This window comes from Streptomyces sp. CLCI03, from assembly GCF_053615355.1.
This window is the reverse complement of record NZ_CM132132.1, coordinates 5,524,255-5,550,644: the sequence shown is the minus strand read 5'-3', so window position 1 is coordinate 5,550,644 and position 26,390 is coordinate 5,524,255. Positions and strand designations below refer to the sequence as shown.

Sequence of the window (26,390 nt, the reverse complement as noted above, 5' to 3'; positions counted from 1 at the left end):
TGGAGAGACCAGCATGACTCACACGACCGACATCCGGCGAGAGGGCCACCGGCCCGCCTTACTCGATCTGTTCTGCTGCGCCGGTGGTGCGGGCAGGGGCTACGACCGGGCCGGGTTCGCCGTTACCGGCGTCGACATTCGCCCCCGCCCGAACTACCCCTTCACCTTCATCCAGGGCGACGCCCTCACCGTCCTCACCGCCCTGATCGCATCCGGCGAGATCCGCAGCTACAGCGCGGTGCACGCCTCCCCGCCGTGCCAGGACAAGTGCGCCCTGACAGTCGGCACCAACCAGGCCATGGGCTGGGGCGGCACCCACATCGACCTCGTCGCCCCCACCCGGAAACTCCTGGACGCGTCCGGCCTTCCGTATGTGATCGAACAGCCCGACGGCAAGGCCGACGTCCGCAAGGACATCACCCTGTGCGGCGAAATGTTCGGCCTCGGCGTGCTCCGGCACCGCAACTTCGAACTCGGCCGCTGGACCGCCATCCAGCCCAAGCACCTGAAGCACCGTGGCTATGTACGTGGCTGGCGTCACGGCGAATACCGCGACGGGCCGTACGTCGCCGCCTACGGCAAGGGCGGCGGCAAGGCCACCGTCCCCGAGATGCAGCAGGCCATGGGCATCGACTGGACCGACGTCCACGAGGAACTCACCGAAGCGATTCCGCCCGCCTACTCGGAATGGCTCGGCCGCGCGTTCCTGGCCCGCACTCTGGCCGGGGCGGTGGCCGCGTGAGGACAACGACCAGTCATCTGACCACCTCGCTCCAACTGGCGGAGTGGGGATTGCCGGTGATGCCGCTGCGGGAGGGCAAGGGCCCCATGGGGAATTGCCGGGACTGTAGGAAGAATGCCTGCGGCGGCCGGCCGAACATGAAGGCCCCAGGCCCCTGCGCGTGCCCGGCGCCGTGTCACGCCTGGGCCGCCGCCACCACCGACCCGAGCATCCTCATCTCCCCTGCGTGGGCCGCGGCCTGGCGGCAGGCTGCGGCTGTGGCCTACCACCCCGGCGGTGCCGGGTTCACCGTCGTCGACCTCGACAACGCCGACGCGGTCGCATGGGCCCGCCGGAACCTCCCGGCGACCAGGACCATGGCGACCACACGCGGGGAGCACTGGATCTATCTGGGCACCATGATCTCCCGCAACGGCGTACGCCCCAGCGTGGACATCAAGTCCGTCATGTCCTACGCCCGCTGGCTCGGCCCCGGCACGGGCACCATGGCGCCGCTCCCGGGCGCAGTGCGCGCGCTCGCCGTGAAAGAGCCGCCCGCGGCCCGGCCGACATCGAGCCCCATCACCATTTCGGCGCTGGCCGGGGGCGGGCCGTGCCCTCACCGCTCGCCCGCCTACCTGGAACGTGGAATCGCCATGGCGGAGCAGCGGATCGAGGAAGCCCAGAAAACCATCCACAAGGCCGTGTACCGGATGTTCCTCGCGGTGCTGTCCACGCACGGCCGGTGCGGCTGCCTCACCGACGCACACATCAAGCGCCTGTTCACCGCGGCGCAGGGCAAGGGCGAGTCCTTGCGGCACTGCGAGGACGCGTGGTCCAACGCCGCCGCTGCTCTGGGGATGTGACATGCCTGAGGACGAGAAGAACCCTGCGCGCGAGGTCATCACCGACTACGCGCAGGCCCACTTCCGGTACTTCCGCACCGTGGACGGCACCGTCTACGCCCAGCGCAACGGCCACCCCGTGGCCCGCCCGATCCGCTCCCAGGGCACTACCGGCAGCCACCGGCAGGAACTCATGGTCGGCCTGTTCCGCGACGGGGTCGGCGTCTTCAACGGAAGCGCCTTGAAGGAGGCACTCGACTTGATCGAAGCACTCGCGCTCACCGAGGACGTCCAGCCCGTCCACATCCGCGTCGCCCCCGGCTTCGACGGGGCGACGTGGCTGGACCTGGGCCGCGACGACGGCCGGTCCGTCCGCATCCACCCCAACGGCTGGGACATCCTCACCCCCGACCCCCGTGAGGTCTGCTGGCGCCGCACCCAGCTCACCGGCGAACTCCCCCTCCCCGTCAAGGACACCGACGGCAAGGGCATCGACCTGCTGATGCGCCTGGTCAACTTCGCCAGCGCCCAGAGCGAGGGACTGGCCCTGGCCTGGCTCGTCGGCTGCCTCGGCCCCGACGTCCCCGTCCCCGCCCCGTTCCTCACCGGCCCCCAGGGCGCGGGCAAGTCCACCGCCGGCAAGATGCTCGTCCGGATCATCGAGGGCATGAGCGGCGACCTGCGCCGCCCGCCCAAGGACGAAGAGAACCTGATCACCGCTGTCGCCGCCGGGTGGATCACCGGCCTGGACAACCTCTCCCACCTCACCCCGGACCTCTCCGACCTCATGTGCTGCATCGTCACCGGCGCCGAGAACGTCAAACGGGCCCTGTTCACCGACGGCGACGTCGTCCGCGCCCGCTACCGCCGCCCGCTGCTCCTGACCGGTATCGACGTCGGTGTCATCCGCCCCGACCTCGCCGAACGCCTCCTCCCCCTCCGCCTGGAACGCCCCCGCGTGCGGCGGACCGAGGCGGAGCTGTGGACGGAGTTCGCCCGGGATCTGCCCGTGATCCTCGGATCCGTCCTTGACCTCGCCGTCAGCGTCCGCGCCGCCCAGGCCGACATCCCCACCGACCTGCGCATGGCCGACTTCGCCCACCTGTGCGCGCAGCTCGACGCCGCCCGCAGCTTCGGTGCGCTGGACGCCTACCGGGCCAGCCTGGACGACCTCAACGACGACGTCATCGAGGGTGACCTCCTTGCTCAGACCGTCCTCAAGCACGCCGCCGACACCGAACCCGGCACCGAGGTCCGGATGACGTCGGCAGAGTGGCTGCACGCCCTCACCCAGCTCTACGCCGGCGACGACTTCCGGCCCCAGCCCAAGGGCTGGCCCACCACGGGCAAAGTCCTCTCCGACCGCCTAAAGCGCCTCCAACCCGTCCTCGCCGCCCGCGGCGTCCTCGTCGACTGGGGCCGCACCAAAACCGCGCGCCACATCGCGATGACCCGCCCCCAACCTCCACAGGACGAGCAGAACGACCTCTTCTAAACCCCGCCGCGACGGTCCCGACCGCACAAGCAAGAAGAGCACCCCCCCCCAGGCGCCCGGGTGCTCTTCTTGTTCTTCGGCGGCCGCGCCGCCGCCCGAAGGGCGTGCCGCTTGCGGCTCCGCATTTCGCCCGAAGGCGCACACAGCAACAGACACAAGCCCCTCTTTTTTCCTAAGTAGGAAGACGCTGCGTCACCTGCGTCACCACGGCCCCGAGAACCCGGCCTGACCTGCATCGACAGGGGTGACGCAGAGCCCTGAATCCTGCGTCACCCTTCGTCACCTGCGTCACCCCGTGACGGACGCCTGCGTCACCGGTGACGCAGACCCTCAACTCCTGCGTCACCCAAACCCGCTGGTCAGGGCCATGAGTGACGCAGATGACGCGATGACGCAGAAATCCCAGCCTCGGACACACACGCACTGACCACCGCCCCGGAGGCCGCTGTGAGTTCCTCCCTGCCCACTACCCACCAGGCCCTGACTGTCCCCGAGGTCATGGCCGCCCTGCGGCTCAGCCGCTTCACCGTCTACAACCTGATCCGCTCCCGCGCCCTCCCAAGCTTCACCGAGGGCCGCTCGCGACGGATCCCCGCAGACAGCGTTCGCGCCTACCTGGAAGCCAAGTTGGAGGAAGCAGCCTGATGGCACGCAAGAGGAACCCGAACGGCGCCGGCAGCATCTGGCAGCGCAGCGACGGTCGGTACGAGGCGCGCGTCTACGTCCCGCAGCCCGACGGCACGCGCCGTCGGAAGACCGTGTACGGCAAGACGTGGGAAGAGTGCGACACCAAGCGTCAGGAGTTGGTCCTCCGCGACCGGCAGGGGATCCCGACGCCCACCCGCTCGGCCAAGCTCTCCGAGTGGCTGCCGTTCTGGCTGGAGACGTTCGTCAGGCACGACCGCAAGAAGACGACGTACGCGAAGTACGAGACTCACGTCCGTCTGTATCTCATCCCGCATCTGGGCTCTAAGCGTCTTGAGACCCTCGGGGTACGGGACGTGCGGCGCATGCTGGCGGCCGTGACCGCGCAGGCCTCCGCCGCGACGGCGAAAGAGTCGCACCGCGTGCTGCGCAGCGCGCTCACGGCGGCGAACCGGGAGGAGCTGATCAGCCGCAACGTGGTGATGCTCGTGCCCGCCCCGCGGGTCGTCCAGCGTGAGTTGAAACCGTGGGACCTCGACGAGACGCTCGCGTTCCTGGAGGCCAGTCGGCGCGACCCGCTGTACGCCGCGTTCGTGCTGGCGGTCGCCCTGGGGCTGCGCCGGGGCGAGATCCTCGGGCTGCGCTGGTCTGACATCGACCTCGACCGCCGGACCCTGACCGTGCGGAACCAGATCCAGCGGGTGCAGAAAGAGCTGTACGCGGACTCGACCAAGAACCGGCGGAGCCGGGCCATCCCGCTCCCACGGATGTGCGTGGCGCCCCTGCGCTGGCAGCGGATGCGCCAGGTCGCGCTGCGGGCCGCGGCCAAGGACAAGGAGTGGGAGGAGAGCGACTACGTGTTCACCACGCGCACCGGCCGGCCGATCGAGCCGCGCAACATCAGCCGGTCCTTCGAGCGCATCGGCCAGGACGCCGGCCTGCCGCGGATCCGGCTGCACGACGCGCGGCACGGGTGCGCCACCCTGCTGTTCGCAGCCGGGGTGGCACCGCGGGTGGTGATGGAGATCCTGGGTCACTCGCAGATCGCCGTCACGATGAACATCTACACCCACGTGGCTGACGGCGGCAGGCGCGAGGCTATGGGACACATGGACCGGATGCTGCGCCGTCGGCGGCCGACCGAGTAGGCCACTGCCGTCACTTGGAACCGTCAAAGGCCCCCAACCAAGATCGGTTGGGGGCCTTTGTGCTGGTGGGCGCGGACGGTTTCGAACCGCCGACATCTGCTTTGTAAGAGCAGCGCTCTACCCCTGAGCTACGCACCCGTGGATGAGTGGACAGCCTACATGGCGGGCACACCCCCCACGCAAACCCGTTCGCGTGGGAGAGAATGGACCGGGGCACGGCGGACGCGGCACGGGAGAGGGATTGTGACGACGGCATCCCGGCGGTGGTTCGGCGGGCGGGACGAGAGTCGGCGGGCGGATGCGCAGGCGGCGAAGGATGCCGCCGCGGCGGCGTTCTACGAGCTGGACACGGCGCAGCGGGATCTGCGGATCTCGATCGAGACGATCGCGGCGGCGGACGGGTCGCCCGCCGCGCGGCAGGCGACCGAGGGGTTCGCCGCGCTGGGGCGGCGGATCGACGAGGTCAGTCACGTCTACATCGAGGCGGTCGACGCGCACGACCTGGACCGGGCGGAGTTGGAGGCCTCGGTCGCCACACGCGCGCGGGAGCAGCTGACCCGGGCGCGGGACGAGCTGGTGCGGGTCCAGGGGGAGCTGGAGCGGTTCGCGCAGGGGCTGCAGCCGTTGTTGGACAAGGCCGAGACGCAGCTGGCGCGGGTGGCGCCGGCCCGGGAGCGGGCCAGGGCCGCGCTGCTCGGGGCGAGTGACGCGCTGGATGCCGTACGGGCCAAGGGGATACGGGCCGATGACCTGGCGGCGCGGTTGGCGGCGCTCGGCCCGGAGCTGACGAAGCTGAACGAGGGAGCGGCCCGGCACGGCGTGCAGGAGACGGTGCAACGTGCCGACCGGATCCTGCGGGACGCCGAGGCCGTACGGGCCGAGGCGGCACGGCTGCCCGAGCGGGCGGCGGAGATCGATCGGCGGCTGGTGAGTCTGCGGACGCGGGCGCAGGCGTTGCGCAACCGGGCGGACCGGGTCGATCCGGTGCTCAGTGAGTTGCGGCGGCGGTTCAGTGCGGCCTGTTGGCAGGATCTGCAGCACGTGCCGGACGAGGCGGTACGGGACGTGGCGCGGGCCGAGGAGCAGCTGCGGGAGGCCGGGCAGGCCCGGGACGAGCAGCGGTGGGCCGACGTCGGGGCGCTGATCGAGGCGGTTCGGGGCTCGCTGGACGCGACGGACGAGGCGGTGTCGGCGGCGCAGGACCGGCTGACGCGGCTGGAGGCGGTGGCGCGGGATCCGCAGGCGGAGGTGGACCGGACCCGTTTCGCGATCCGGGACGCGCAGCGGCTGGCGATGGCGGGGCGCAGTGTGCCGGATCCGCAGCACGCGCGGCCGCTGGACGATGCGGTGGCGCGGGTGACCCGGGCGCTTTCGGCGCTGGAGGGGCGGCATCCGGACTACTGGGCGTTCCTGCTGGAGATGGCGGACGTACGGGCTTCCGTGAACCGGGTGGTGACCGGGATCCGGGCCGAGCGCGGGCACGGATAGGGACGGCCTGGAAACGGCCTGGAGACGGCCTGGGCCGTCGTCCCTCCGGAGCGCCCGGGTGGTCCCGGCCGTGGTGCCTCGTCGGGGCCCTGTCGGGCACCCGGTTGTTTCCGGGCGGCCGGCGGCGGATGCTGGGAGGTGCCGGGAACGGAGCAGAGGAGGGCACCATGGCTGCCCACACCTACAAGAAGCCTCCTGAGACCCATGAGCCCTATGTGGCTCATGCGGCGTACGGGTGCACGGAACCGCACGAGCACTACGCGCCCTACGTCCCCCATGAGCCCGATCCGAACGCACCCGCCCCACCGCGCATGGCGGACACGGTCTCCCGGCGCATGGAACGCGTGCTGCACCCCGTCAACGCGCAGCTCGACGATCATCTGCCCACCGATCACAAGCTCGGCCAGGTCTACCGGGTCGGGGCGGGGCTGATGGGCCTGCTGCTGGTCGTGTTCGGGATCCTGGGGCTGGTGAATCAGATCGGGTTCTTCGACACCGGCGGGGACACGGTGCTGGCACTGAACACCAACGGGGCGCTCAGCGTCCTGTCGATCTGCATCGGCGCGCTGCTGATCTACGGGATGGTGGTGGGCGGAACCTTCGCCTCGACCCTGAACATCGTGCTGGGCGTGCTCTTCATCGCGAGCGGTTTCGTGAATCTCGCGCTGCTGGACACGGAGCTGAACTTCCTGGCCTTCAGGATCCAGAACGTGCTGTTCAGTTTCGTCGTCGGCGTGATGCTGATGTGGTTCGGGATGTACGGGCGGGTGGGCAGCGCCCTGCCGCACGACAATCCGTACTGGCGGGCCCGCCACCCCGAGCAGGCGGCCCGGGAGGACCGGGCGCGTCGGGCCGGGTCGACCGGGTCGGGGCGGACGAGAGTCGCGTAGCGCGCGGCACCCGGGCGCGCTTAGCCTGTGCGCATGCCTCGATACGATTACCGCTGCCGGACCTGCGACGACACCTTTGAGGTCAGCCGGCCCATGGCCGAGTCCTCCGCGCCCGCCGACTGCCCGGCGGGGCACTCCGACACCGTGAAGCTGCTGTCCGCCGTCGCCGTGGGCGGGACGAGCAGTGCCCCCGCGCCCGCGATGGGCGGCGGGGGCGGCGGCTGCTGCGGTGGTGGCGGCTGCGGCTGAGTCCGGTCGGGGGCCGTCAGCGCTTGCGCGAGAGGGTCAGGCCGTCCGAGATCGCGAGCAGGACGGATTCCATGCGCGGGTCCGCCGACACGTGGTCGTTGAAGGCGCGGACGCCCGCCGCGGCGCCGGTGGCCGACTCGTCGAGGACCGTGCCGTGGTACAGCGTGTTGTCGGTGACGATCAGGCCGCCCGGACGCAGTCGCGGCACGAGCTCCTCCCAGTAGGAGATCTGGCTCTGCTTGTCCGCGTCCACGTAGGCCATGTCGATGTGGGGTTCGGTCGGCATCGCGCGCAGGGTCTCCAGCGCCGGTGCGATGCGCAGCTCGATGCGGTCCGCGACGCCCGCGTCCTCCCAGGCCTGGCGGCCGTACCGGGTCCACTCCTCGGAGACGTCGCAGGCGATGAGGCGGCCGTCGGCGGGCAGTGCCTGGGCCATCGACAGGGCCGAGAAGCCGGTGAAGGTGCCGACCTCCACGATGTGGCGGGCGCCGGTCAGGCGCACCAGGAAGGCCAGCAGCGGCCCCTGCTCCTCCGCCGACTGCATTCCTGCCACGTCCGGGAACTTCGTGTACGTCGTCGCCACCAGCCCCCGCTGGACCCGGTCCAGCGGGGGGTTGTGGTCGAGCATGTACCGGTAGAGCTCGTCGGTGATCTTGGTGCTGTTGCCCTTGGTCATGCGTCCAGTCTGCCCAGTCGGGCGGCCTCCTGGGCGAATGCGCGCACGATTTCCTCGCCCGCCAGGACGCCCGCCGTGGCCAGCGCGGTCACCGACGGCGCGGTCCAGGCCGCGTCGGCCAGTTCGCCGTGTCCCGGGCGCCAGCCGGCGTCCGCCGCGAGCAGCAGGTCCGCGTCCAGCAGCGAGTCGCCGGCGGCGAGGGTGGTGGTGGCTCCGGTGCGGCGGGCGACCTCGCGCATCGCCGCGCTCTTGGTGAGCGGGCGCGGGACCGCGTAGATCTTCCGACCCTGGAGGGAGACCGTCCAGCCGCGGGCCTCGGCCCATGCCGTCAGGGACTTCAGCCATTCGTCCGGGACCAGGTCCCGCTCCACGACGAGGTACGCGAAGAGGTCCTCCGCGAGGCGTGCCTTGCGCAGCCAGGCCGGGTCGGCCACGGCCAGCAGGTGCTGGTGCACCTCCTCCAGGGGGGCGCACTCCTCGGCCAGGCGGGCGGCGACCTGCCGCCGCCAGTCCCGGTCCGGCACCCCGTCGACGAGCAGCTGCCCGCCGTTGGCGCAGATGGCGTACGGGGCCGGACGGCCGGGGAAGCGGATGCGCTGGTACTGCTTGCGGGTCCGGGTGGTGGTGGGGACGAAGACCACCGAAGGATCGGCCGTCAGCTCCGCCAGCAGTCCCGCCGCCGTCTCCGTCATGTAGGACAGCGGCTTGCTCTCGTGGACCTCCACGCACAGCAGCCGCGGGGCCACCGGGTCGGGCATGGTCAGGCCGAGGGCGGCCGTCGAGTAGATGAGCGTACGGTCGAGATCACTGGCTACGAGGACAGTCACTTCGAGGCCACAGCCTTTCCGTCGGCGCCGGTGGCGCCGCGCGTGTATCGGGGGTGGATGAGTCCTACGCACGTGTAGGGCAGCCCGTCGACCTCTTCCACCGGGACGCCGCGCTGCTCGGCGAGCAGCCGTACGTGGTCCAGGTCGGCCCCGGCGCCGCGCTGCGCCAGGATCTTCCACGGGACGCGGCGCAGCAGGACCCGGGTGGTCTCGCCGACGCCGGGCTTGACGAGGTTCACGTCGTGGATGCCGTACTCCTCGCTGATCCGCTCGACGGCCGCCCAGCCCTCCCAGGTGGGGGTGCGGTCGGCCGCGAGGAGCTCCTTGACCTCCGCGTCGACGGCGTCGGCCACCTCGTCGAAGTGGGCGGCGACGGTGTCGACGAAGGCGACGGAGACATCGGCTCCGGCGAGCTCGCGGTAGAACTTCGCGCCGTGGAAGTCGGCGGGACCGACCAGGTCGGACCTCAGCACCGTACGCGAGATGAGACCGGAGACGGTGGAATTGAGACAGGCGGAGGGGATCAGGAAGTCCTCCCGGGTGCCGTACGTGGGCACGCAGGAGCCGGGGTCGGCGAGGACGACGATCTCCGGGTCGAAGCCCGGGAACTCCCGCAGGGCCTCCTTCAGCTCGCGGGTGATGGCGCCCTTGCCGGTCCAACCGTCGACGAAGACGACGTCGGCCGGGTCGTGGTGGGCGGCCAGCCAGCGCAGGGCGTTGGCGTCGATGCCGCGGCCGCGCACGATGGAGACGGCGTAGTGCGGGAGGTCCAGGCCGTGGCGGGCGCGGGCCCAGCGGCGCATCAGGACGCCCACGGGGGTGCCTGCGCGGGCCAGGGAGACCAGGACCGGGGACGGGGAGCGTTCGGCGAGGACGGTCTCGGTGACCGTGCCGACGGCCCGTGCCACGCGGGCGGCGGAGGCGGTCAGCGCGCTCGCGTACAGCTCCTGGTACTGGGGGGAGGGCTGGTACTCGACGGGCAGGGACTCGGCGTAGTGCGCCCCGCCCGCCTGTATCGCCTCCTCGCGCTCCTCCGTCGGCGCCTCCAGCTCGACGTCCGAGAAGTCCTGGAGCAGCCAGCCGACGTCCTCGGGGGCGTACGAGGAGAAGGCGGGGCCGCGCAGGGGCTCGCGCAGGGCCGCCGGCGTCGACCCGGTCGGCTCGGTCTGCTCGGCCTGCTCGGCCTTCGCGCTCGGTGCGGTCTGCTCGGTCGGTGCAGTCATGATCGGCTTCGGCTCCCGCCGGTCGGGTGTGTAGGACGGGACGACGGCCAGGACGACGTGGCCGGTGTGCGGGGCGAGGGCCGCCAGCAGTCCGGTGTGCAGCTCGGGGGTGTCCCCGACCGAGTCCACGACGGCGACGACGGCGTCGAAACCGGCGCCGTCCGTTCCGCGGACGTTGTAGGCGTAGCGGTCGCCGGGGCCGTCGGCCGGGGCGTCGTGGGCCGGGAAGACCAGCCGGGTGCGGATGGCGTAGCCGGGGTCGTCGACGGCCAGGACGGGCGAGCGGGTGGTGGTGGAGAAGCGGACCTCGCGGGCCGCCCCCGCCTCCTCCAGGGCCTTGGCGAGGCGCAGCGGCGCGTACATCAGCTCCTCGTTGCCGAGTACGAGGACCCGCCCGGGTTCGGTGCCGAGCGCGGCGGTGAGCCGGCCGGCCAGCGCGGGGAGAGCGGCCTCCAGCGCCGTGCGGTGGGCGGGGGTGAAGCCGTGGCGTCCGCCGTCGGGCACTCCCGCCGGCCAGCCCAGGTCGACGCGGGTGATCGGTCGCGGGCCGTCCACCGGGGCTTCGTCGTGGGCCCCGCCGCTCGGACGCCGCGGGGGCTGATGCCGCTCGGCCCGTGCCTCGTACTCCTCGACCAGCGCCTGGCCCTTGGCGAGGACGCCGTCCGGGAGGGAGACGGTGCCCGAGGCGAGGGCGATCAGGTCCACGCGCGCGCCCAGCTCTGCGGCGAAGGCGGTGAGCCGGTCGCGGTCTGCGGGCGAGCGCATGTCGACGAGGGCGACGACGACGTAGTGCGAGCGCGGATGGCGGGCGTGCAGGTCGCGGATGGTGTTCAGGACCGTGTTGCCGGTGGAGAACTCGTCGTCGACGAGGACCAGCGGTCCGGTGCCGGCGAGCAGCCGCGGGTCCTCGGGCAGCAGCAGGTGCGAGGTGGCGTGCGAGTGCGCCTCCTCGAAGCCGCCGGCCTGCTCCACGCCGGCCACGGGGCGGCGGGTGGAGTGCAGGTACGGGGCCGGGCCGAGGCCGTCGGCGACGCAGTGGCCGAGGCCGGTGGCGGTCTCGGCGTAGCCGAGGACCACGGCAGCGGCGGCGCCCTCCTCGCCGAGCAGTTCCCGTACGCGTTCGCCGAGGCCGAAGCCCGCCGCGTACACGGCCTCCGGGGACTGCGGGACGTGCTTGCCGAGGACCTGCGAGACCAGCAGGTGGGCGCGCTTGGGGTTGCGCCGCAGGGCCAGTCCGAGCAGCTCCGTCAGCCGCGGACCGTCGCCGGAATCCTCCAGGCTCACGCCCAGCCGGTCCGCGACCCAGGTACCCGACCACACCGCTTCGATCGTCTTGCCTTTCCTCGTCATCGTCATTGTCCGCGCCCGGGCCCGCGTCCGCGCGGGCGTACCGGCGGGCGTACCGGCGGGGGTGCCGGCGGGCGTACCGGCGGGGGTGCCGGAAGGGCTGCCTGCGGGCGTGCCGGCGGAGCTGCCGGCGGGCGTGCTCACACCTGGAGCCCGGCCGTGAGCAGGTCGACGAAGCCGACCTCCTCCTTCGCCACCCCGAAGACCTCGGCGCGCAGCATGGTGCGCTCGGCCCAGGCCCGGTGGGGCTTCACCTCGTTCATCTTGTTCGTGTAGGCGCTGCGCATCACTCCGCCGCCGCCTCGCTCGGGCCGCAGGATGTCCTGCGCGTCGCAGAACTCCTCGTGAGAGACCACCGACAGCGCGTGCACGGGCGTGACGTGGGCGGGGTGGATGCAGGTCTTGCCGAGCAGTCCGTTGGCCCGGTCCAGCTCGATCTCGCGCAGCAGTCCGTCCAGGTCGTGCTCGATCAGGGCGGTACGCAGTTCCTCCACGCCCTCCTCCAGGAAGGGGCTGCGGCGCAGCTGGGGCTTGAAGAGGCGCTGCTGGCTGCGGAAGTACTCCCAGACGGGCCCGGTCACCGTGAAGCCGGTGCCGTCGGCACGGCTGAGGACGTTGACGACGTCCGCGATGACGCCCGCCACGATCTGGACGTCGTAGGCGGTCATGTCGGGCGTGCGCCGCAGGCCGTAGGCCGAGCAGAAGTCCGTCACGCCGAGCCGTAGCGCCAGGACGCGCTCGCGGTGGCTGTTGACCGTGCGGGAGATGCCGGCGAGGGCCTCGACGCGGGTTTCGAGGTGCAGGAGGTCCGGGGTCTCCAGGACGGGCATGGCATACAGGCGGGGTACCCCGGCGACGGCCTCCGCCTCGGCGACGGCCTCCAGGAAGGCGATACCCCGCTTCTCGTCGAACTTCGGGAGTACGAATCCGGCCAGGCGCCGTACGGAGCCGCCGAGCCGGCGCACCAGGTCGGGTATCTGCTCGGGCGTGCGGACCCGGATGAAGAGCAGCGGGAGCTCGGCGCCGTCCGTGTCGAGCTCGGAGAAGTGCCGGACGAGGTTCTCCTCGGCCCCGGTGACATCGCCGTCGCTGATGGAATCCTCCAGGCAGAGGACCATCGAGACGACCCCGCGGCCGGCCTGCTTACGGATGTCGGCCGCGAGCGTGGGCCGGGTGGCCGGGCTGTAGAGCGTGGCTCCCAGTGCCGCCGCGAGGACGCGCGACGGCGAGGCTCCGGTGAATTCCGCCGGTTCCTGGTGGAAGAGGTCCTTACGGACGGTGGGCGATATGTGCCCAAAGTGACGCATGTGCTTCCCCCGTACTGCCTCGGCGGCCCAACTGGCATGGCCGGTAATAGTACGTACGAACGTGAGTCAAGAGTTCCTCAAGCACATGAAGTTCAGGTAACCCTCTTGCACCATGCCCAGGTCTCGCGTTCGAGACAAGGCCCTACGGGGGGCCGCATTGTCCCTGTCCACCCCGGGAGGGCAGGATGACGTGCATGACGCACGCGATGCAGAAGGGCTCGAACATCCCGGTGGCCGCCGTGGCGGTCCGGGCGGTGCTGCGCTGGACCGGCGGCCCCGAGGTGCCGGACGTGGACGCCTCGGCACTGCTCGTCGGCCCGGACGGCCGGGTGCGTTCGGACGAGGACTTCGTCTTCTACAACCAGCCCCGGCACCCCTCGGGAGCCGTCTGGCGACTCGGCAAGAAGCAGATCGGTGACGCGATCACCGACGCCGTGCAGGCGGACCTGCGCACGGTGACGCCGACGGTGGACCGGATCCTGGTGGTCGCCTCCGCCGAGGACGTCCCGTTCCAGCGGGTCCACGACCTGCGGATCCTCCTCTACGACGCCACCGCGACCGGCGGCTCCGAACCGCTGGCCTACTTCGACGTACGGCCCGAGACCGGCGCCGAGACGGCGCTGATCTGCGGGGAGCTGTACCGGCGGGGCGAGGGGTGGAAGTTCCGGGCGCTCGGCGAGGGCTACTCCGACGGACTGGTGGGGCTGGCGACCGACCACGGGATCTCGGTCGACGAGAACGCTGCCGCCGCCGAGCCGGACGCGAGCCCCGCGGCGGGCGTCGGTGCCGGCCCTGGCACCGGGCCCGCCTCCGAACAGACGGCGATGATGGCCCCGCCCACGCAGGCCCCGCCGCCCGTCCAGCCCGCGTACGGGTACCCGCAGCCGGTGTCCCCGGCCCCGGTACCGGGTCCGGGCGGCGATCCGTCCTTCCGGCTGCCGGTGCAGGGCCCGCAGTTCATCCGACGCTGACACACGAAGGCCCTTGGGGCCTCTGAAGCCTCGAAGCCCTTGCGGCTTCCGAGGCCGGGTGAGGCCGACACAGGGCCGCCGGACGGCCCCGCCGAGGGCCCCGCGGACGCTCCCACGTCCGCGGGGCCCCGGTCAGCTCTTGGTGCTCTTGTAGCCCCGCCCCCACTGGAGCCCCCAGCCGTACAGCCGGTCCAGCTCGGCCTGGAACCCGTACACGAACTTCACCTCGCGCCGCACCACGAGCTCGCCCTTGACCTTCTCCAGGGAGACGACCGCGCAGGACCGGGCCTGCGGGTGCCGCTCGTCCAGCGGGATCTCGATCCGCGGCCCCGTGACGGGGTAGAGGGTCACCATGGCGTGCGTCCGGTCGAAGGCCGGCGTCTGGTCGTAGATGTAGACGAAGACCAGCAGCCGCTTGATCTCGTCGGCGTGGTCGAGATTGACGTAGAGGGTCTCCCCCGACGCCGAGCCGAACCGGTCGTCCCCGCTGAGCTTCACGTACGGCGGGTCGTTGAGGTCGCCCAGCAGGTTCCCCAGCGGCTGTACGGCACCGCGCGTGCCGTCCTCCAGCTCGTACAGGCAGCCCATGTCGAGGTCGACATTGACCATGCCCTGGGTGTGCGCCTGCACCATGTCCGGCTTGAACAGCTTGAACGGGTGCCGGAAGAGCTGGCCGCTCTGCCCCGAGCGGCCGCCGATGTCCGAGGTGCGCATGCGCCAGGACAGATTGACGCGCAGATTGCCGTGGACGGCCCCCTGTTTGGTGAGCGACACCGTCGAATGTCGCTTGGTCAGCTCGATCGCGTTCGACGAGGCACTGCCCGACTGGAACTGCACGGCCCGGCTGCCCATGATGCCGTCGAAGAAGCCCATCCCCTACCCCCTGGTCCCCTGATCCCCGAAACGCCCTGAGCCTACGGAAGCGGGGCGGCCCGCCGGGTCCGTGGACCCGGTGGACCGCCCCGCAGATGGAGCGTTCCGCATTAGCGCCGCGGTCATGCCTCGGCGGTGGAACCCTCCAGTTCCAGGCGCTTGTTGCGGCGCACGGAGGACCAGAAGGACCATCCGATGAGCACCACGCCGACGAGACCGGTGATGAACTCGTTGATCTCGTACTGGATGGTGACGAGCAGGATCACGGCGAGCGCGCCGATGGCGTAGTGCGCGCCGTGCTCCAGGTACACGTAGTCGTCGAGGGTGCCCTGGCGGACCAGGTAGACCGTCAGCGAACGGACGTACATGGCACCGACACCGAGGCCGAGGGCCATGAGGACGATGTCGTTGGTGATGGCGAAGGCGCCGATGACTCCGTCGAAGGAGAAGGAGGCGTCGAGGACCTCAAGGTAGAGGAACATGAAGAAGGCGGCCTTGCCGGCCATGGCGACGGCCGTGACGGGCTTACCGGTCTTCTTGGCCTCTTCCTCGGCCTCGTGCTCGGCTTCCTCCTCTTCCTCCAGCTTGTTCTCGAAGTAGCCGGAGAGGCCACCGACGATCATGTAGGTGATCAGGCCGAGGACGCCGGAGATCAGAACGGTCTGCGCCTTGTCCACGTGGATGCCACCGTGCTGGTGGGCATTGGCCCCCACCGTCATCGAGGCGATGACGAGGACGATCAGCGCGAGGCAGGCGGACAGCATGTCGACCTTGCCGAGCTTGGCGAGCGGGCGCTCCAGCCAGGCGAGCCACTTGATGTCACGGTCCTCGAAGATGAAGTCGAGGAAGATCATCAGGAGGAACATGCCACCGAAGGCGGCGATGGACGGGTGAGCGTCCGTCACCAGCTGCTCGTACATCTCCTTGTCGGAGAGGGCGAGGTCCACGGCCTCGATGGGCCCGATCTTGGCGCTGATCGCGACGATCACAACGGGGAAGACCAGTCGCATACCGAAGACCGCGATGAGTACGCCGATGGTGAGGAAGATCTTCTGCCAGAAGGCATTCATCTTCTTCAGGATCCCGGCGTTGACCACCGCGTTGTCGAAAGACAGCGAGATCTCGAGGACCGACAGGATCGCCACGATACCGAAGGCCTGCCACCCCCCGTAGAACACCGCTGCGACCAGACCGAGCGCAGTGATTGCGAACGACCAGCCGAAGGTTTTGAGAACCACTGGCACCCCATCGTCTTGTACGGCTTTACGAAACGTTGACCCCGAAGTCTAGAGCGATGCCTCGGAGCCCCGACGCGTACCCCTGCCCCACCGCACGGAACTTCCATTCACCCCCGTACCGGTAGACCTCGCCGAAGATCATCGCGGTTTCGCTGGACGCGTCCTCGGACAGGTCGTAGCGGGCCAGTTCCTGACCGTCGGCCTGGTTCACCACGCGAATGAAGGCGTTGCTGACCTGGCCGAAGCTCTGCCGGCGGGAGTCCGCGTCATGGATCGAGACCGGGAAGACGATCTTGTCCACGGCCGCCGGCACCTTGGTGAGGTCGATGATGATCGACTCGTCGTCGCCTTCACCCTCGCCGGTGAGGTTGTCCCCCGTGTGTTCGACGGAGCCGTCGGGGCTCTTCAGGTTGTTGTAGAAGACGAAGTACTCGTCCCCCAGTACCCGGCCGCTGTTGCACAGCAGTGCGCTGGCGTCGAGGTCGAAGTCGGCTCCCGTGGTCGAGCGCGCGTCCCATCCGAGACCGATCAGAACCCTGGTGAGATTCGGTGCGGCCTTGGAGAGGGAGACATTGCCCCCCTTGGCGAGTGTGACGCCCATGTTGTGGTCCTCCCCGGACGACGGTGTGGCGGTATGGCGATGTGCCGGTGGTGCGGTGTGGCGGGTGGTGCGGTGTGGCGGTGTGGCCGGTACGACCGGTGGTGCGGTGTGCGGCCCGCGGTGGTGTCCGCGAGGTAAAGCCGGTCCGGCGCCGTACACACAGTGCACGGCGCCGGACGGACGGACTGCTCTCGGACTCAGACGTTGACGCCGAAGTCCTGCGCGATGCCGCGCAGGCCCGATGCGTAACCCTGGCCGATGGCGCGGAACTTCCACTCCGCACCGTTGCGGTACAGCTCGCCGAAGACCATGGCGGTCTCGGTCGAGGCGTCCTCGGAGAGGTCGTAGCGAGCGAGCTCGCTGTTGTCGGCCTGGTTCACCACGCGGATGTACGCGTTGCGGACCTGGCCGAAGCTCTGCTGGCGGCTCTCGGCCTCGTAGATCGAGACCGGGAAGACGATCTTCGCGACGTCGGCCGGGACGCCGGCCAGGTTGACCTTGATGGCCTCGTCGTCGCCCTCGCCCTCACCGGTGGTGTTGTCACCGGTGTGCTCCACCGAGCCGTCGGGGCTCTTCAGGTTGTTGAAGAAGACGAAGTTCGCGTCGCTGGTGACCTTGCCCTGGTCGCTGGTCAGGATCGCGCTGGCGTCGAGGTCGAAGTCGACACCGGTGGTGGTGCGAGCATCCCAGCCCAGACCGACGATGACCGCCGTCAGGTTAGGCGCGGCCTTGGTCAGCGAGACGTTGCCGCCCTTGCTGAGGCTGACTCCCACGGGTCCTCCATTGGGTTCTGTGTGTGGGGCGGTGCCCCGTCGTGCAGGGGGCCCTCCCGGTCGTGACCGGGGGAGCTACCGGATCAACGTTTCGATCCTAGTGACGGGTTCCCGCCTGTAAGCGGTTTTCGCAGGGAAAATGCGTGTACGGCCCACGCCGTCGCGCTCAGAGACTGTCGAGTGCCTTGATGTACTCGTTCAGGTCACGCGCGTCGGGCAGTCCGTTGACGACAGTCCAGCGCACGACGCCGTCCTTGTCGATGATGAAGGTGCCGCGGACCGCGCATCCCTTGTCCTCGTCGAAGACGCCGTAGGCGCGCGAGGTCTCCCCGTGCGGCCAGAAGTCCGACAGCAGCGGGTACTCCAGACCCTCCTGCTCACCGAAGACCCGAAGGGTGGGCACGGAGTCGTTGGAGACGGCGAGGAGCTGCACGTCGTCGTTCTGGAAGCGCGGGAGCTGGTCGCGCAGCTCGCACAGCTCGCCGGTGCAGACGCCGGTGAAGGCGAACGGGTAGAAGAGCAGCACGACCGCCTTCTCGCCCCGGAAGTCGGCGAGTCGCACGGTCCGGCCGTGGTTGTCCTTGAGCTCGAAGTCCGGGGCCTTGTCGCCGACCTCGATCGCCATCTCTCGCATCCCTTCGTTCCCGCATCCCCGCGTTGGGCTGTTCGGGTGGTCCCACCTTATGGGCCCGGCTCCGGGCCGTGAACGCACACGCCCCGCCGACCGGGATGACCCGGTGCGGCGGGGCGTGTGTCCGCATCGCTGCGGGGCTCGGCTCAGCGCTTGGCCTTGGCCGCCTTGGGCGTCACCAGCTTGGTGGAGGTCCACTCCTTGCCGACGGGCAGGCCCTTGGCGAGGGAGAGGCCGGCCGTCTCGGCGGCCTCGCTGATGTCGCTGGCCTCGACGTAGCCGTCACGGCCCGTCTTGGGGGTCAGCAGCAGGATCAGTGCGCCGTCCTCGACCAGCTCGGTCGCGTCGACCAGGGCGTCCGTCAGATCGCCGTCCTCGTCGCGGAACCACAACAGCACCGCGTCGGCGACGTCGTCGTAGTCCTCGTCGGCGAGTTCGCTGACGACCTTTTCGACGCTGTCACGGAATTCCTGATCGACGTCGTCGTCGTAGCCGATCTCCTGGACCACCTGTTCGGACTGGAAACCCAGCCGGGCGGCCAGGCTCTCCGCGTGGTCCGCGGTCGCGCTCACGGGGTGCCTCCTGCTCATGTTCGGTGAATGTCTTCGGCGGCGCGCGTACGCGCAGCATTGGGCGTAGTCCACACGGGCGCGGCGGATCGCGCAAGTACCCGGCCGCCGAGACCGTCGAAACGGTGACGATTGCGGCCGTCTCGCCGCAACTTTCAGCCTTCCCGTGTGTACCTCTCGTGATTCATCCCACACCATTCCAGCTCATTCGGCATCATCGTCGACGGTTGGGTCTTTCCTACCTGTTTGAGGGACGAACGGCCGTGCGAAGTCGGCGCCCGCCTCGGGCGTGGGGTCCGGTTCGGCCGGACTCGCGACGGATCCGCGCCGATCCTTCCTCCCGGGTTCCCTGCGGTTTCCAGGGATTACCCGGTGGTAAAGATGAAGATTTCGGCCCAGCGTAAGAGCATGGGAGGCGGCGGCGTCCCCAGGCATGCCTCCCGTACGACTCCCACGACAGCGAAGGAACAGCGTGGCTTCCGCATCCGATCGCAATCCGATCATCATTGGTGGCCTGCCGAGTCAGGTCCCGGACTTCGATCCGGAGGAGACGCAGGAGTGGCTCGACTCCCTCGACGCCGCAGTCGACGAGCGGGGCCGTGAGCGCGCCCGCTATCTGATGCTGCGGCTGATCGAGCGGGCTCGTGAGAAGCGCGTGGCCGTGCCGGAGATGCGCAGCACGGACTACGTGAACACGATCGCCACCCGGGACGAGCCGTTCTTCCCGGGCAACGAGGAGATCGAGCGCAAGGTCCTCAACGCCACCCGTTGGAACGCGGCCGTCATGGTCTCGCGTGCTCAGCGTCCCGGTATCGGCGTCGGTGGTCACATCGCCACGTTCGCCTCCTCGGCCTCCCTCTACGACGTGGGCTTCAACCACTTCTTCCGGGGCAAGGACGAGGGCGACGGCGGCGACCAGATCTTCTTCCAGGGGCACGCCTCCCCCGGTATCTACGCCCGCGCGTACCTGCTGGACCGGCTCACCGAGCAGCAGCTCGACTCCTTCCGGCAGGAGAAGTCGAAGGCCCCGTACGGCCTCTCCAGCTACCCGCACCCGCGGCTGATGCCGGACTTCTGGGAGTTCCCGACCGTCTCGATGGGCCTCGGTCCGCTGGGGGCGATCTACCAGGCGCGGATGAACCGGTACATGGAGGCGCGCGGGATCGCCGACACCTCCAAGTCCCACGTTTGGGCGTATCTCGGTGACGGCGAGATGGACGAGCCGGAGTCGCTGGGTCAGCTGTCGATCGCCGCCCGTGAGGGTCTGGACAACCTGACCTTCGTGGTCAACTGCAACCTGCAGCGCCTCGACGGCCCGGTGCGCGGCAACGGGAAGATCATCCAGGAGCTGGAGTCGATCTTCCGGGGTGCCGGCTGGAACGTCATCAAGCTGATCTGGGACCGTTCCTGGGACCCGCTGCTGGCGCAGGACCGCGACGGCATCCTCGTGAACAAGATGAACTCCACGCCGGACGGGCAGTTCCAGACGTACGCCACCGAGTCGGGCGCGTACATCCGTGAGCACTTCTTCGGTGGCGACCAGCGGCTGCGGGCGATGGTCGAGAACATGTCCGACCAGCAGATCCAGCACCTGGGCCGTGGCGGTCACGACCACAAGAAGGTCTACGCGGCCTACGCCGCGGCCAAGGCCCACAAGGGCCAGCCGACGGTGATCCTGGCCCAGACGGTCAAGGGCTGGACGCTCGGCCCGAACTTCGAGGGCCGCAACGCGACGCACCAGATGAAGAAGCTGACGGTCGACGACCTCAAGCGCTTCCGCGACCGCCTGCACATCCCGATCACGGACGCGCAGCTGGAGGGCGGGGCCCCGCCGTACTACCACCCGGGCCCGAAGTCCCCCGAGATCCAGTACATGCACGACCAGCGCAGTGCGCTGGGCGGGTACGTGCCGACCCGCGTGGTGCGGGCGAAGCCGCTGCAGCTGCCGGACGACAAGACGTACGCGGCCGCCAAGAAGGGTTCCGGACAGCAGTCGATCGCCACGACCATGGCCTTCGTCCGCATCCTGAAGGACCTGATGCGGGACAAGGAGATCGGCAAGCGTTTCGTGCTGATCGCGCCCGACGAGTACCGCACCTTCGGTATGGACGCCTTCTTCCCGAGCGCCAAGATCTACAACCCGCTGGGCCAGCAGTACGAGGCGGTCGACCGCGACCTGCTGCTCGCGTACAAGGAGTCCCCGACCGGCCAGATGCTGCACGACGGCATCTCGGAGGCGGGCTGCACGGCCTCGTTGATCGCCGCCGGTTCGGCGTACGCGACGCACGGCGAGCCGCTGATCCCGGTCTACGTCTTCTACTCGATGTTCGGTTTCCAGCGCACGGGTGACCAGTTCTGGCAGATGGCCGACCAGCTCGCGCGGGGCTTCGTGCTCGGCGCGACGGCGGGGCGGACCACCCTCACGGGTGAGGGCCTCCAGCACGCCGACGGTCACTCCCAGCTGCTGGCCTCGACGAACCCGGGCTGCGTGGCGTACGACCCGGCCTACGGCTACGAGATCGCGCACATCGTGAAGGACGGCCTGCGGCGGATGTACGGCCCGGAGGCGGAGGACGTCTTCTACTACCTGACCGTCTACAACGAGCCGATCCAGCACCCGGCCGAGCCGGCGGACGTCGACGTGGACGGCATCCTGGGCGGTATCCACCGCGTGTCGCGGGGTACCGAGGGCACGATCGGGGCTCAGCTGATGGCCTCGGGCGTGGCGGTGCCGTGGGCGCTGGAGGCGCAGCGGATCCTGGCGGCCGACTGGGGTGTGCGGGCGGACGTCTGGTCGGCGACCTCCTGGAACGAGCTGCGGCGCGAGGCGGTGGAGGTCGAGGAGCACAACCTGCTCCACCCGGAGGAGGAGCAGCGCGTCCCGTACGTGACGCGGAAGCTGTCGGGTGCGGAGGGGCCGTTCGTGGCGGTCTCGGACTGGATGCGGTCGGTTCCGGACCAGATCTCGCGGTGGGTGCCGGGCGCGTACACCTCGCTGGGCGCGGACGGTTTCGGTTTCGCGGACACGCGGGGCGCGGCTCGGCGCTTCTTCCACATCGACGCCCAGTCGGTGGTCCTGGCGACGCTCACCGAGCTGGCCCGGGCGGGGAAGGTCGACCGCTCGGTGCTGAAGCAGGCGGTCGACCGGTACCAGCTGCTGGACGTGGCGGCGGCGGACCCGGGTGCGGCGGGCGGCGACGCGTAGCGCCCTGGGTGGGTTCGGTGAGCGGGTCCCGGCTTCGGCCGGGGCCCGCTCCCCTTTACGGGTTCCTTACGATGCTCGGCATGAAGGAACCCTCCCGCCAGCTGCTGTGGGAGCGGCGGAGCCAGACCCCGCTGCTCCTGCTCGCCGTGGCGTTCGCCGTGGCGTACGCCGTGCCCATCGTCGCCCCCGACGCCCGTGCGCAGGTGCACCGGGCCTGCGCCTACGTCGAGTGGGTGGTGTGGGGGGCCTTCGCCGTGGACTACCTGGTCCGTCTGGCTCTCGCGGCGGACCGTAGGCACTTCGTGCGGACCCACTGGCTGGACCTGGCCGCCGTGGTGCTGCCGCTCGTACAGCCGCTGCGGCTGCTGCGACTGGTCGCCACCTTGATGTTGGTGGGTCGGCGGGCCCGGATGGCTCCGCAGATCCAGCTGACGACGTATGTGGCCGGTGCGGTGGTGGGGCTGCTGATGTTCGGCTCGCTGGCGGTGCTCAGCGTGGAGCGGGACGCCCCCGACGGGAACATCAAGAACCTGGGCGACGCCGTGTGGTGGTCGTTCACCACGATGACGACGGTCGGGTACGGGGACCACTCGCCCACCACCGGCCTCGGCCGGGTCCTGGCCGTGGGTCTGATGCTGTCCGGGATCGCCCTGCTCGGTGTGGTGACCGCCAACATCGCCGCGTGGTTCATCTCCCGCTTCGAGCGCGACGACCGGGCGGACATGCTCCAGCTGGCGGCCATCCGGGAGCTGCAGGACGAGGTACGGGCGCTGCGCGGCGAGGTCGCCCGGCTGGGCGGCGCGGCGGCCGCGGCCGCCGGCCCGGTCGCGGCCGTGACCGGGCCGGCCGCCGCGCCCGTGGCCGACCCGCCGAACGCCCCGGCGCAGCGCGAGGTCACCTCTCCCACACCTTGAACGCCCGCACCTGGTAGGGCGACTGGGGCAGCCAGACCCCGTCGCCCGGGTAGGTCTGGAACTCGCCGGTCTCGGCGCATTCGGCCGACTGGTAGGTGGTCACCGGGCGCCCGGTGCGGTTGGTGAGCGACTGGGCGCTGGTCCCGGCCGGCAGCGCGGTGCAGCTGTTGATGTCCAGGGTGCTGAGCTCGTGCGTCTGACGGGCTCCCTTGAACTCCGGTTTCGCCCACAGGCACAGCTGCCCGGTCGCGCAGGCCCCGAGCGTCGGCGGGCCCGCGGCGTGCGCCGTGCCGGCCGTGCTCGGGATGAGGGCGGTGAGGGCCAGGACGGTCGCGGCGAGGGTGGTCGTGGTGGTGGCGCGGATGCTTCGACACGTACGCATGACGGGTCAACTCCTTGTGGACGGCGGGCGCCCGGACCGTTTCCGGAGCTCCGCCGACACCACGCTGACCTGCGCGGACAGGCCGGCGGAAGAGGCCCCGGACGGGTCCACCCGGATAGGCGACAGCCCCGCCGGAACCCTCCGACAGGGCCTTGGTACGTACGGAGTTGACGCTTCCGGGAGCCTGCGGGCCGGGCCCGTGGCCGCCCGGGCCCGGGTGCGGACCCGGCCGGACCCGACCTCGAACGTGTCATGCGCGGGCGCTCCGGCGGGCACGCCGAGGACCGCGGACGGGACGTCGCAAACGGCTTAACGCGGCGGTCGCCACCCCACCCGTCACCGGTACGCTGACCGCCCACTCGGCGTCAGAAGGGAGCCCCGCGGTGATGATCGACGAGCGGTCGGCGACGGCCGCGCCGGTGACCGGACTGCGTGAACGCAAGAAACGGCGCACCCGGAACGCGTTGTTGCGCGCCGCCCTCCTGCTGTTCCTCTCCCAGGGGTACGAGCGCACCACCGTCGACGAGATCACCGACGCCGTGCACGTGTCCCAGCGCACCTTCTTCCGCTACTTCGCCAACAAGGAGGAGGTCGTCTTCGCCCTCCAGGAGCTGGTCGAGTCGCGGTTCGTCGCCGAGCTGCGCGCCAGGCCGGCCGCCGAGGGGCCCTTCGAGGCCCTGCGGGGCGCGGCGCTCGCGGCCTGGGACACCGTGGAAGTGGCCCTGTCCGAGGTGGTCCCGGTCGATCTGTACATGCGCAGCTACCGGCTGATCGAGTCCACCCCGGCCCTGCTCGCCGTGCACCTGCGGCGCTCCACGGAGCTGGAGGAACGGATCTCCCGGCTGATCGGTGCCCGTGAGGGCCTGGACGTGGACGTCGATCCGCGGCCGCGGGTCGCCGTCGCCGCGTTCTGCGGCGTGATGCGCGTCACAGGGCGGCTCTGGGGGCGGGGCGAGGACACCAGCGTGGAGTCGATCCGCGGGCTGACGGAGACGTACCTCGACCGGATCGGTCCGGCGCTGACCTCCAGTTGGCGCGGGTCCGCGTAGCCCGGCGGCCCGCGTCGGCGGGCTCCGCCGACGCCTCGGCGGGTCGCCCGCTCGGGCCTCACGTGGTCCCACGGTCGGCCGTGAGTCCGGTCACCTGGCACGTCCGTGGCGTAAGACGTCTCATAGGCTGGTCACAGTGAACGTGCCCGGCCTTGCCCACCCCACCGCCCTCGGCGCCGACCCGCGCCCTGCCGCTCTGCGTGCCCTGCTCGCGCTGGCGGTGGTCTTCATCATGCTGGCGACCACCGGCTGGACGGCCGTTCACCGGCCGGAGGAGGGCACCCCGATGCGGGTCGCCGCCCTCGGCGCCTGGGCCAAGGCCCGGGTCGACGGCCGCCCGGTGCCTCCCGCGGACGCCCCCGCCCGGACGGTGGCCCGTTTCTTCGCCGGCCTCGACGGCGGCGAGCGCGCCCGGCTCGCCGACACCTACCCGCTCGTCGTGGGCAACCTCGACGGGACCCCCGCCGCGGTCCGCTACCGGGCCAATCTGGAGGGCCTGGAACAGGCGCGCCGGGTCGAGGAGGCCCGGAGCCAGGACGTCGCGCTGACCCCGGCCGACCGGGCGACGGCCACCCGGCGCTCCCACCGCTTCGCCTCGCTCGCCGAGCCCGGCCGGCAGATCTTCGCCTTCGACCCGACGGGCAACGGTCGCGTGGCCGAGGTCTTCGGTGACCTCTCCGGGGCGGAGCGGGTCTCGGTGATCGTCCCGGGTGTCGACACCGACGTCCTCACCTTCGAGCGCACCCAGCGTCGGCTGACCTCTCCGGTCGGCATGGCCGAGTCCCTGTACGAGGCCCAGCGCGCGGCCGATCCGGACAGCCGCACGGCGGTCATCGCCTGGGCGGGCTACACCGCGCCCACCGGGGTCGGTGTGGACGCGGCCACGGGCCGGATGGCCGTCGACGGCGCCGTCCTGCTGAAGGCCCTGACCGCGGCCCTGCCCGGGGACGCGAGCGTGGCGCTGTTCTGCCACAGCTACGGATCGGTGGTCTGCGGGGTCGCGGCGCACGAGCTGCCGCGCCGGGTGACCGACGTGGTGGTCGCGGGCAGCCCCGGGATGCGTGCGGAGAACGTCGCCGAGCTGCACACCTCGGCGCGGGTCTGGGCGACGCGCGACGAGGGCGACTGGATCGCGGACGTTCCGCACCTGGAGGTCGGCGGCCTCGGCCACGGCGCGGATCCGGTGTCCCCGGCGTTCGGCGCGCGGCTGCTGTCCTCGGCCCGGGCCAAGAGCCACACCGGCTATTTCGCGCCAGGTACGGACTCGATGGACAACTTCGCCAAGATCGGAACCGGCGCGTTCGGTTCCGTTGTCTGTGCGACCGGGAACGATGCGTGCCGACGCGGGATTTCCGGGACAGAGCAGGACTGACGCGCGTAGAGGCGTGGAAATCGGCTCCCGCAACCGGGGGGACGCGCGGGGGCGCCGCCGTTTACGATGTGCCGCATGGGTGACGTACTGGCCGGAAATCATGCCGTCTGGGAGTTCGATTCGGACTCGGTGCTCATCCGCTTCGCACGGGGGATCAGAACGCCGAGGCTGCCGAGACTCTGGCATGCCCTGGGCTCGCGCCGGATCCCCCTCGAAGCGGTGTCCGCCGTGGAGGTGACCGTGACCGGCGGCAAGCGGGACACGGTGGTCCTGCGCGCCCTGCCACGGCCGGGCGCGGACCCGCTGATGGAGGTCGCCGCCGGGCAGCTCAAGGAGGCCTGCGACCCCTACCGGCTCGTGCTGCCCGCCGACAAGGCGCCGGCCGTCGCCGCGTTCGCCGACGCGCTGCGGTCCCGGCTCGGGCCGGATGCCGCCGAGCCGTCCGCGGGCTTCCTCGTCGACGTACCGCAGCCGCCGCTGCACCTGAAGGCGTACGACGCCCGGGTGGGCTTCGACGGCTCGGCGATCACCTTCCAGTGGTCCCGTACGGGCGCCTCCAGCACCAAATGGAAGGCGGGCGACCAGCGCTTCCCGCTGGCCGCCCTGACCGGCGTCGAGTGGTCCTCCCCGGAGGGCCCCGGCGGGCACCTGCGGCTGCTGCTGCGGGACACCACCGGTGACCCGCGCCCCGACCACGACCTGGCGGCCGCCGTCTTCGGCACGGGCTACGGGGCGGTGCACGATTCGCTGCCGTTCGCCGCGGCCGTGCTCGCCGCCCTGCGCGCCCGTACCCCGGTCGCCTCCGTGCCGCGTGCCCGCTCCGGCGACGACCGGCTGCGGCACCTGAGCGAGCTGCACACGGCGGGGCTGCTCACGGACGCGGAGTACGCGGCGCTGCGGGACCGGTTCGCGGCCGAGTCGCTCTGAGCGGGGCCGGGCGGGCCTGGCGGC

At 70.8% G+C, this 26,390-nt stretch carries 25 protein-coding genes and 1 tRNA gene; 14 read left to right on the top strand and 12 right to left on the bottom strand.

The genetic code is table 11. The features are described 5' to 3' along the window. Window positions 1-13 precede the first annotated feature (13 nt). From ACWG52_RS25610 to ACWG52_RS25590, 5 genes are all read left to right on the top strand, one after another. Window positions 14-742, top strand: a complete 729-nt coding sequence (locus tag ACWG52_RS25610; protein ID WP_453126025.1) for a DNA methylase — start codon at window positions 14-16, stop codon at window positions 740-742. Further along, window positions 688-1,587 carry a bifunctional DNA primase/polymerase gene (locus ACWG52_RS25605; protein WP_453126023.1) on the top strand — a complete coding sequence of 300 codons (900 nt, stop codon included), beginning with the start codon at window positions 688-690 and terminating at the stop codon, window positions 1,585-1,587. Before ACWG52_RS25610 ends, ACWG52_RS25605 begins: the two co-directional genes overlap by 55 nt. 1 nt (window position 1,588) lies before the next feature. Further along, the gene (locus ACWG52_RS25600; protein ID WP_453126021.1) at window positions 1,589-3,061 is read left to right on the top strand and encodes an ATP-binding protein; all 1,473 of its coding nucleotides are present in this window, start codon (window positions 1,589-1,591) and stop codon (window positions 3,059-3,061) included. A gap of 447 nt (window positions 3,062-3,508) precedes the next feature. After that, a complete protein-coding gene (locus ACWG52_RS25595) occupies window positions 3,509-3,706 on the top strand; it encodes a helix-turn-helix domain-containing protein (RefSeq protein WP_266356586.1) in 198 nt (65 codons plus the stop codon). Then, complete coding sequence (locus tag ACWG52_RS25590; protein WP_266356587.1) at window positions 3,706-4,854, top strand: site-specific integrase; 1,149 nt, start codon at window positions 3,706-3,708, stop codon at window positions 4,852-4,854. The genes ACWG52_RS25595 and ACWG52_RS25590 overlap by 1 nt, the downstream gene beginning before the upstream one ends. Before the next feature lie 63 nt (window positions 4,855-4,917). Here ACWG52_RS25590 and ACWG52_RS25585 read toward each other — a convergent pair. Beyond that, window positions 4,918-4,992, bottom strand: a tRNA-Val gene (locus tag ACWG52_RS25585). Between the two features lie 105 nt (window positions 4,993-5,097). Here ACWG52_RS25585 and ACWG52_RS25580 point away from each other — a divergent pair. The 3 genes from ACWG52_RS25580 to ACWG52_RS25570 all read left to right on the top strand — a co-directional run bounded on the left by ACWG52_RS25580 (window position 5,098) and on the right by ACWG52_RS25570 (window position 7,481). Further along, window positions 5,098-6,342, top strand: coding sequence for a hypothetical protein (locus tag ACWG52_RS25580; protein WP_389816652.1), 1,245 nt, complete (start codon window positions 5,098-5,100; stop codon window positions 6,340-6,342). 311 nt (window positions 6,343-6,653) lie between these two features. Further along, on the top strand, window positions 6,654-7,232 hold the full coding sequence (locus ACWG52_RS25575) for a DUF4383 domain-containing protein (RefSeq protein ID WP_389816766.1): 579 nt from the start codon (window positions 6,654-6,656) through the stop codon (window positions 7,230-7,232). A gap of 33 nt (window positions 7,233-7,265) precedes the next feature. Next, the gene (locus tag ACWG52_RS25570; RefSeq protein ID WP_030715356.1) at window positions 7,266-7,481 is read left to right on the top strand and encodes an FmdB family zinc ribbon protein; all 216 of its coding nucleotides are present in this window, start codon (window positions 7,266-7,268) and stop codon (window positions 7,479-7,481) included. A gap of 16 nt (window positions 7,482-7,497) precedes the next feature. Here ACWG52_RS25570 and ACWG52_RS25565 read toward each other — a convergent pair whose 3' ends face one another. From ACWG52_RS25565 to ACWG52_RS25550, 4 genes are all read right to left on the bottom strand, one after another. After that, window positions 7,498-8,157 (bottom strand): O-methyltransferase, encoded by a 660-nt coding sequence (locus tag ACWG52_RS25565; protein WP_375932809.1) that lies wholly within the window; start codon window positions 8,155-8,157, stop codon window positions 7,498-7,500. Beyond that, a complete protein-coding gene (locus tag ACWG52_RS25560; protein ID WP_328963490.1) occupies window positions 8,154-8,984 on the bottom strand; it encodes an HAD family hydrolase in 831 nt (276 codons plus the stop codon). The genes ACWG52_RS25565 and ACWG52_RS25560 overlap by 4 nt, the downstream gene beginning before the upstream one ends. After that, complete coding sequence (locus tag ACWG52_RS25555; protein ID WP_453126017.1) at window positions 8,981-11,557, bottom strand: phosphoribosyltransferase; 2,577 nt, start codon at window positions 11,555-11,557, stop codon at window positions 8,981-8,983. Before ACWG52_RS25555 ends, ACWG52_RS25560 begins: the two co-directional genes overlap by 4 nt. Before the next feature lie 137 nt (window positions 11,558-11,694). Then, window positions 11,695-12,861 (bottom strand): HpcH/HpaI aldolase/citrate lyase family protein, encoded by a 1,167-nt coding sequence (locus ACWG52_RS25550; protein WP_389816663.1) that lies wholly within the window; start codon window positions 12,859-12,861, stop codon window positions 11,695-11,697. A gap of 194 nt (window positions 12,862-13,055) precedes the next feature. Here ACWG52_RS25550 and ACWG52_RS25545 point away from each other — a divergent pair, with 194 nt between their 5' ends. Continuing rightward, a complete protein-coding gene (locus ACWG52_RS25545) occupies window positions 13,056-13,832 on the top strand; it encodes a TerD family protein (protein WP_389816665.1) in 777 nt (258 codons plus the stop codon). A gap of 132 nt (window positions 13,833-13,964) precedes the next feature. Here ACWG52_RS25545 and ACWG52_RS25540 read toward each other — a convergent pair whose 3' ends face one another. The 6 genes from ACWG52_RS25540 to ACWG52_RS25515 all read right to left on the bottom strand — a co-directional run bounded on the left by ACWG52_RS25540 (window position 13,965) and on the right by ACWG52_RS25515 (window position 18,520). Next, on the bottom strand, window positions 13,965-14,705 hold the full coding sequence (locus ACWG52_RS25540) for a TerD family protein (RefSeq protein WP_030715374.1): 741 nt from the start codon (window positions 14,703-14,705) through the stop codon (window positions 13,965-13,967). 122 nt (window positions 14,706-14,827) lie between these two features. Further along, complete coding sequence (locus ACWG52_RS25535; protein ID WP_389816669.1) at window positions 14,828-15,943, bottom strand: DUF475 domain-containing protein; 1,116 nt, start codon at window positions 15,941-15,943, stop codon at window positions 14,828-14,830. 25 nt (window positions 15,944-15,968) lie between these two features. Further along, window positions 15,969-16,544, bottom strand: a complete 576-nt coding sequence (locus tag ACWG52_RS25530) for a TerD family protein (RefSeq protein WP_030715379.1) — start codon at window positions 16,542-16,544, stop codon at window positions 15,969-15,971. Window positions 16,545-16,741: 197 nt separating this feature from the next. After that, complete coding sequence (locus tag ACWG52_RS25525) at window positions 16,742-17,317, bottom strand: TerD family protein (protein ID WP_030715382.1); 576 nt, start codon at window positions 17,315-17,317, stop codon at window positions 16,742-16,744. A gap of 166 nt (window positions 17,318-17,483) precedes the next feature. Further along, a complete protein-coding gene (locus ACWG52_RS25520) occupies window positions 17,484-17,942 on the bottom strand; it encodes a peroxiredoxin (RefSeq protein WP_033225962.1) in 459 nt (152 codons plus the stop codon). Between the two features lie 152 nt (window positions 17,943-18,094). Further along, a complete protein-coding gene (locus tag ACWG52_RS25515; protein ID WP_030715388.1) occupies window positions 18,095-18,520 on the bottom strand; it encodes a DUF3052 domain-containing protein in 426 nt (141 codons plus the stop codon). Window positions 18,521-18,989: 469 nt separating this feature from the next. Here ACWG52_RS25515 and aceE point away from each other — a divergent pair, with 469 nt between their 5' ends. Continuing rightward, window positions 18,990-21,722, top strand: a complete 2,733-nt coding sequence (aceE, locus tag ACWG52_RS25510) for a pyruvate dehydrogenase (acetyl-transferring), homodimeric type (RefSeq protein WP_033225964.1) — start codon at window positions 18,990-18,992, stop codon at window positions 21,720-21,722. An 80-nt stretch (window positions 21,723-21,802) separates the two neighbouring features. Beyond that, window positions 21,803-22,636: a potassium channel family protein gene (locus ACWG52_RS25505; RefSeq protein ID WP_389816675.1), complete on the top strand. Its 834-nt coding sequence runs from the start codon at window positions 21,803-21,805 to the stop codon at window positions 22,634-22,636. Here ACWG52_RS25505 and ACWG52_RS25500 read toward each other — a convergent pair. Then, on the bottom strand, window positions 22,617-23,018 hold the full coding sequence (locus tag ACWG52_RS25500) for a peptidase inhibitor family I36 protein (protein ID WP_389816677.1): 402 nt from the start codon (window positions 23,016-23,018) through the stop codon (window positions 22,617-22,619). The genes ACWG52_RS25505 and ACWG52_RS25500 overlap by 20 nt on opposite strands. 386 nt (window positions 23,019-23,404) lie before the next feature. Between ACWG52_RS25500 and ACWG52_RS25495 the strand changes: the two genes are divergently transcribed. From ACWG52_RS25495 to ACWG52_RS25485, 3 genes are all read left to right on the top strand, one after another. Beyond that, window positions 23,405-24,067: a TetR/AcrR family transcriptional regulator gene (locus ACWG52_RS25495; protein ID WP_389816680.1), complete on the top strand. Its 663-nt coding sequence runs from the start codon at window positions 23,405-23,407 to the stop codon at window positions 24,065-24,067. A 220-nt stretch (window positions 24,068-24,287) separates the two neighbouring features. Beyond that, entirely contained in the window at window positions 24,288-25,439 is a 1,152-nt protein-coding gene (locus ACWG52_RS25490) for an alpha/beta hydrolase (protein WP_389816769.1), read from the top strand. A gap of 66 nt (window positions 25,440-25,505) precedes the next feature. Then, window positions 25,506-26,366 (top strand): DUF4429 domain-containing protein, encoded by an 861-nt coding sequence (locus ACWG52_RS25485; RefSeq protein WP_389816683.1) that lies wholly within the window; start codon window positions 25,506-25,508, stop codon window positions 26,364-26,366. Window positions 26,367-26,390 lie beyond the last annotated feature (24 nt).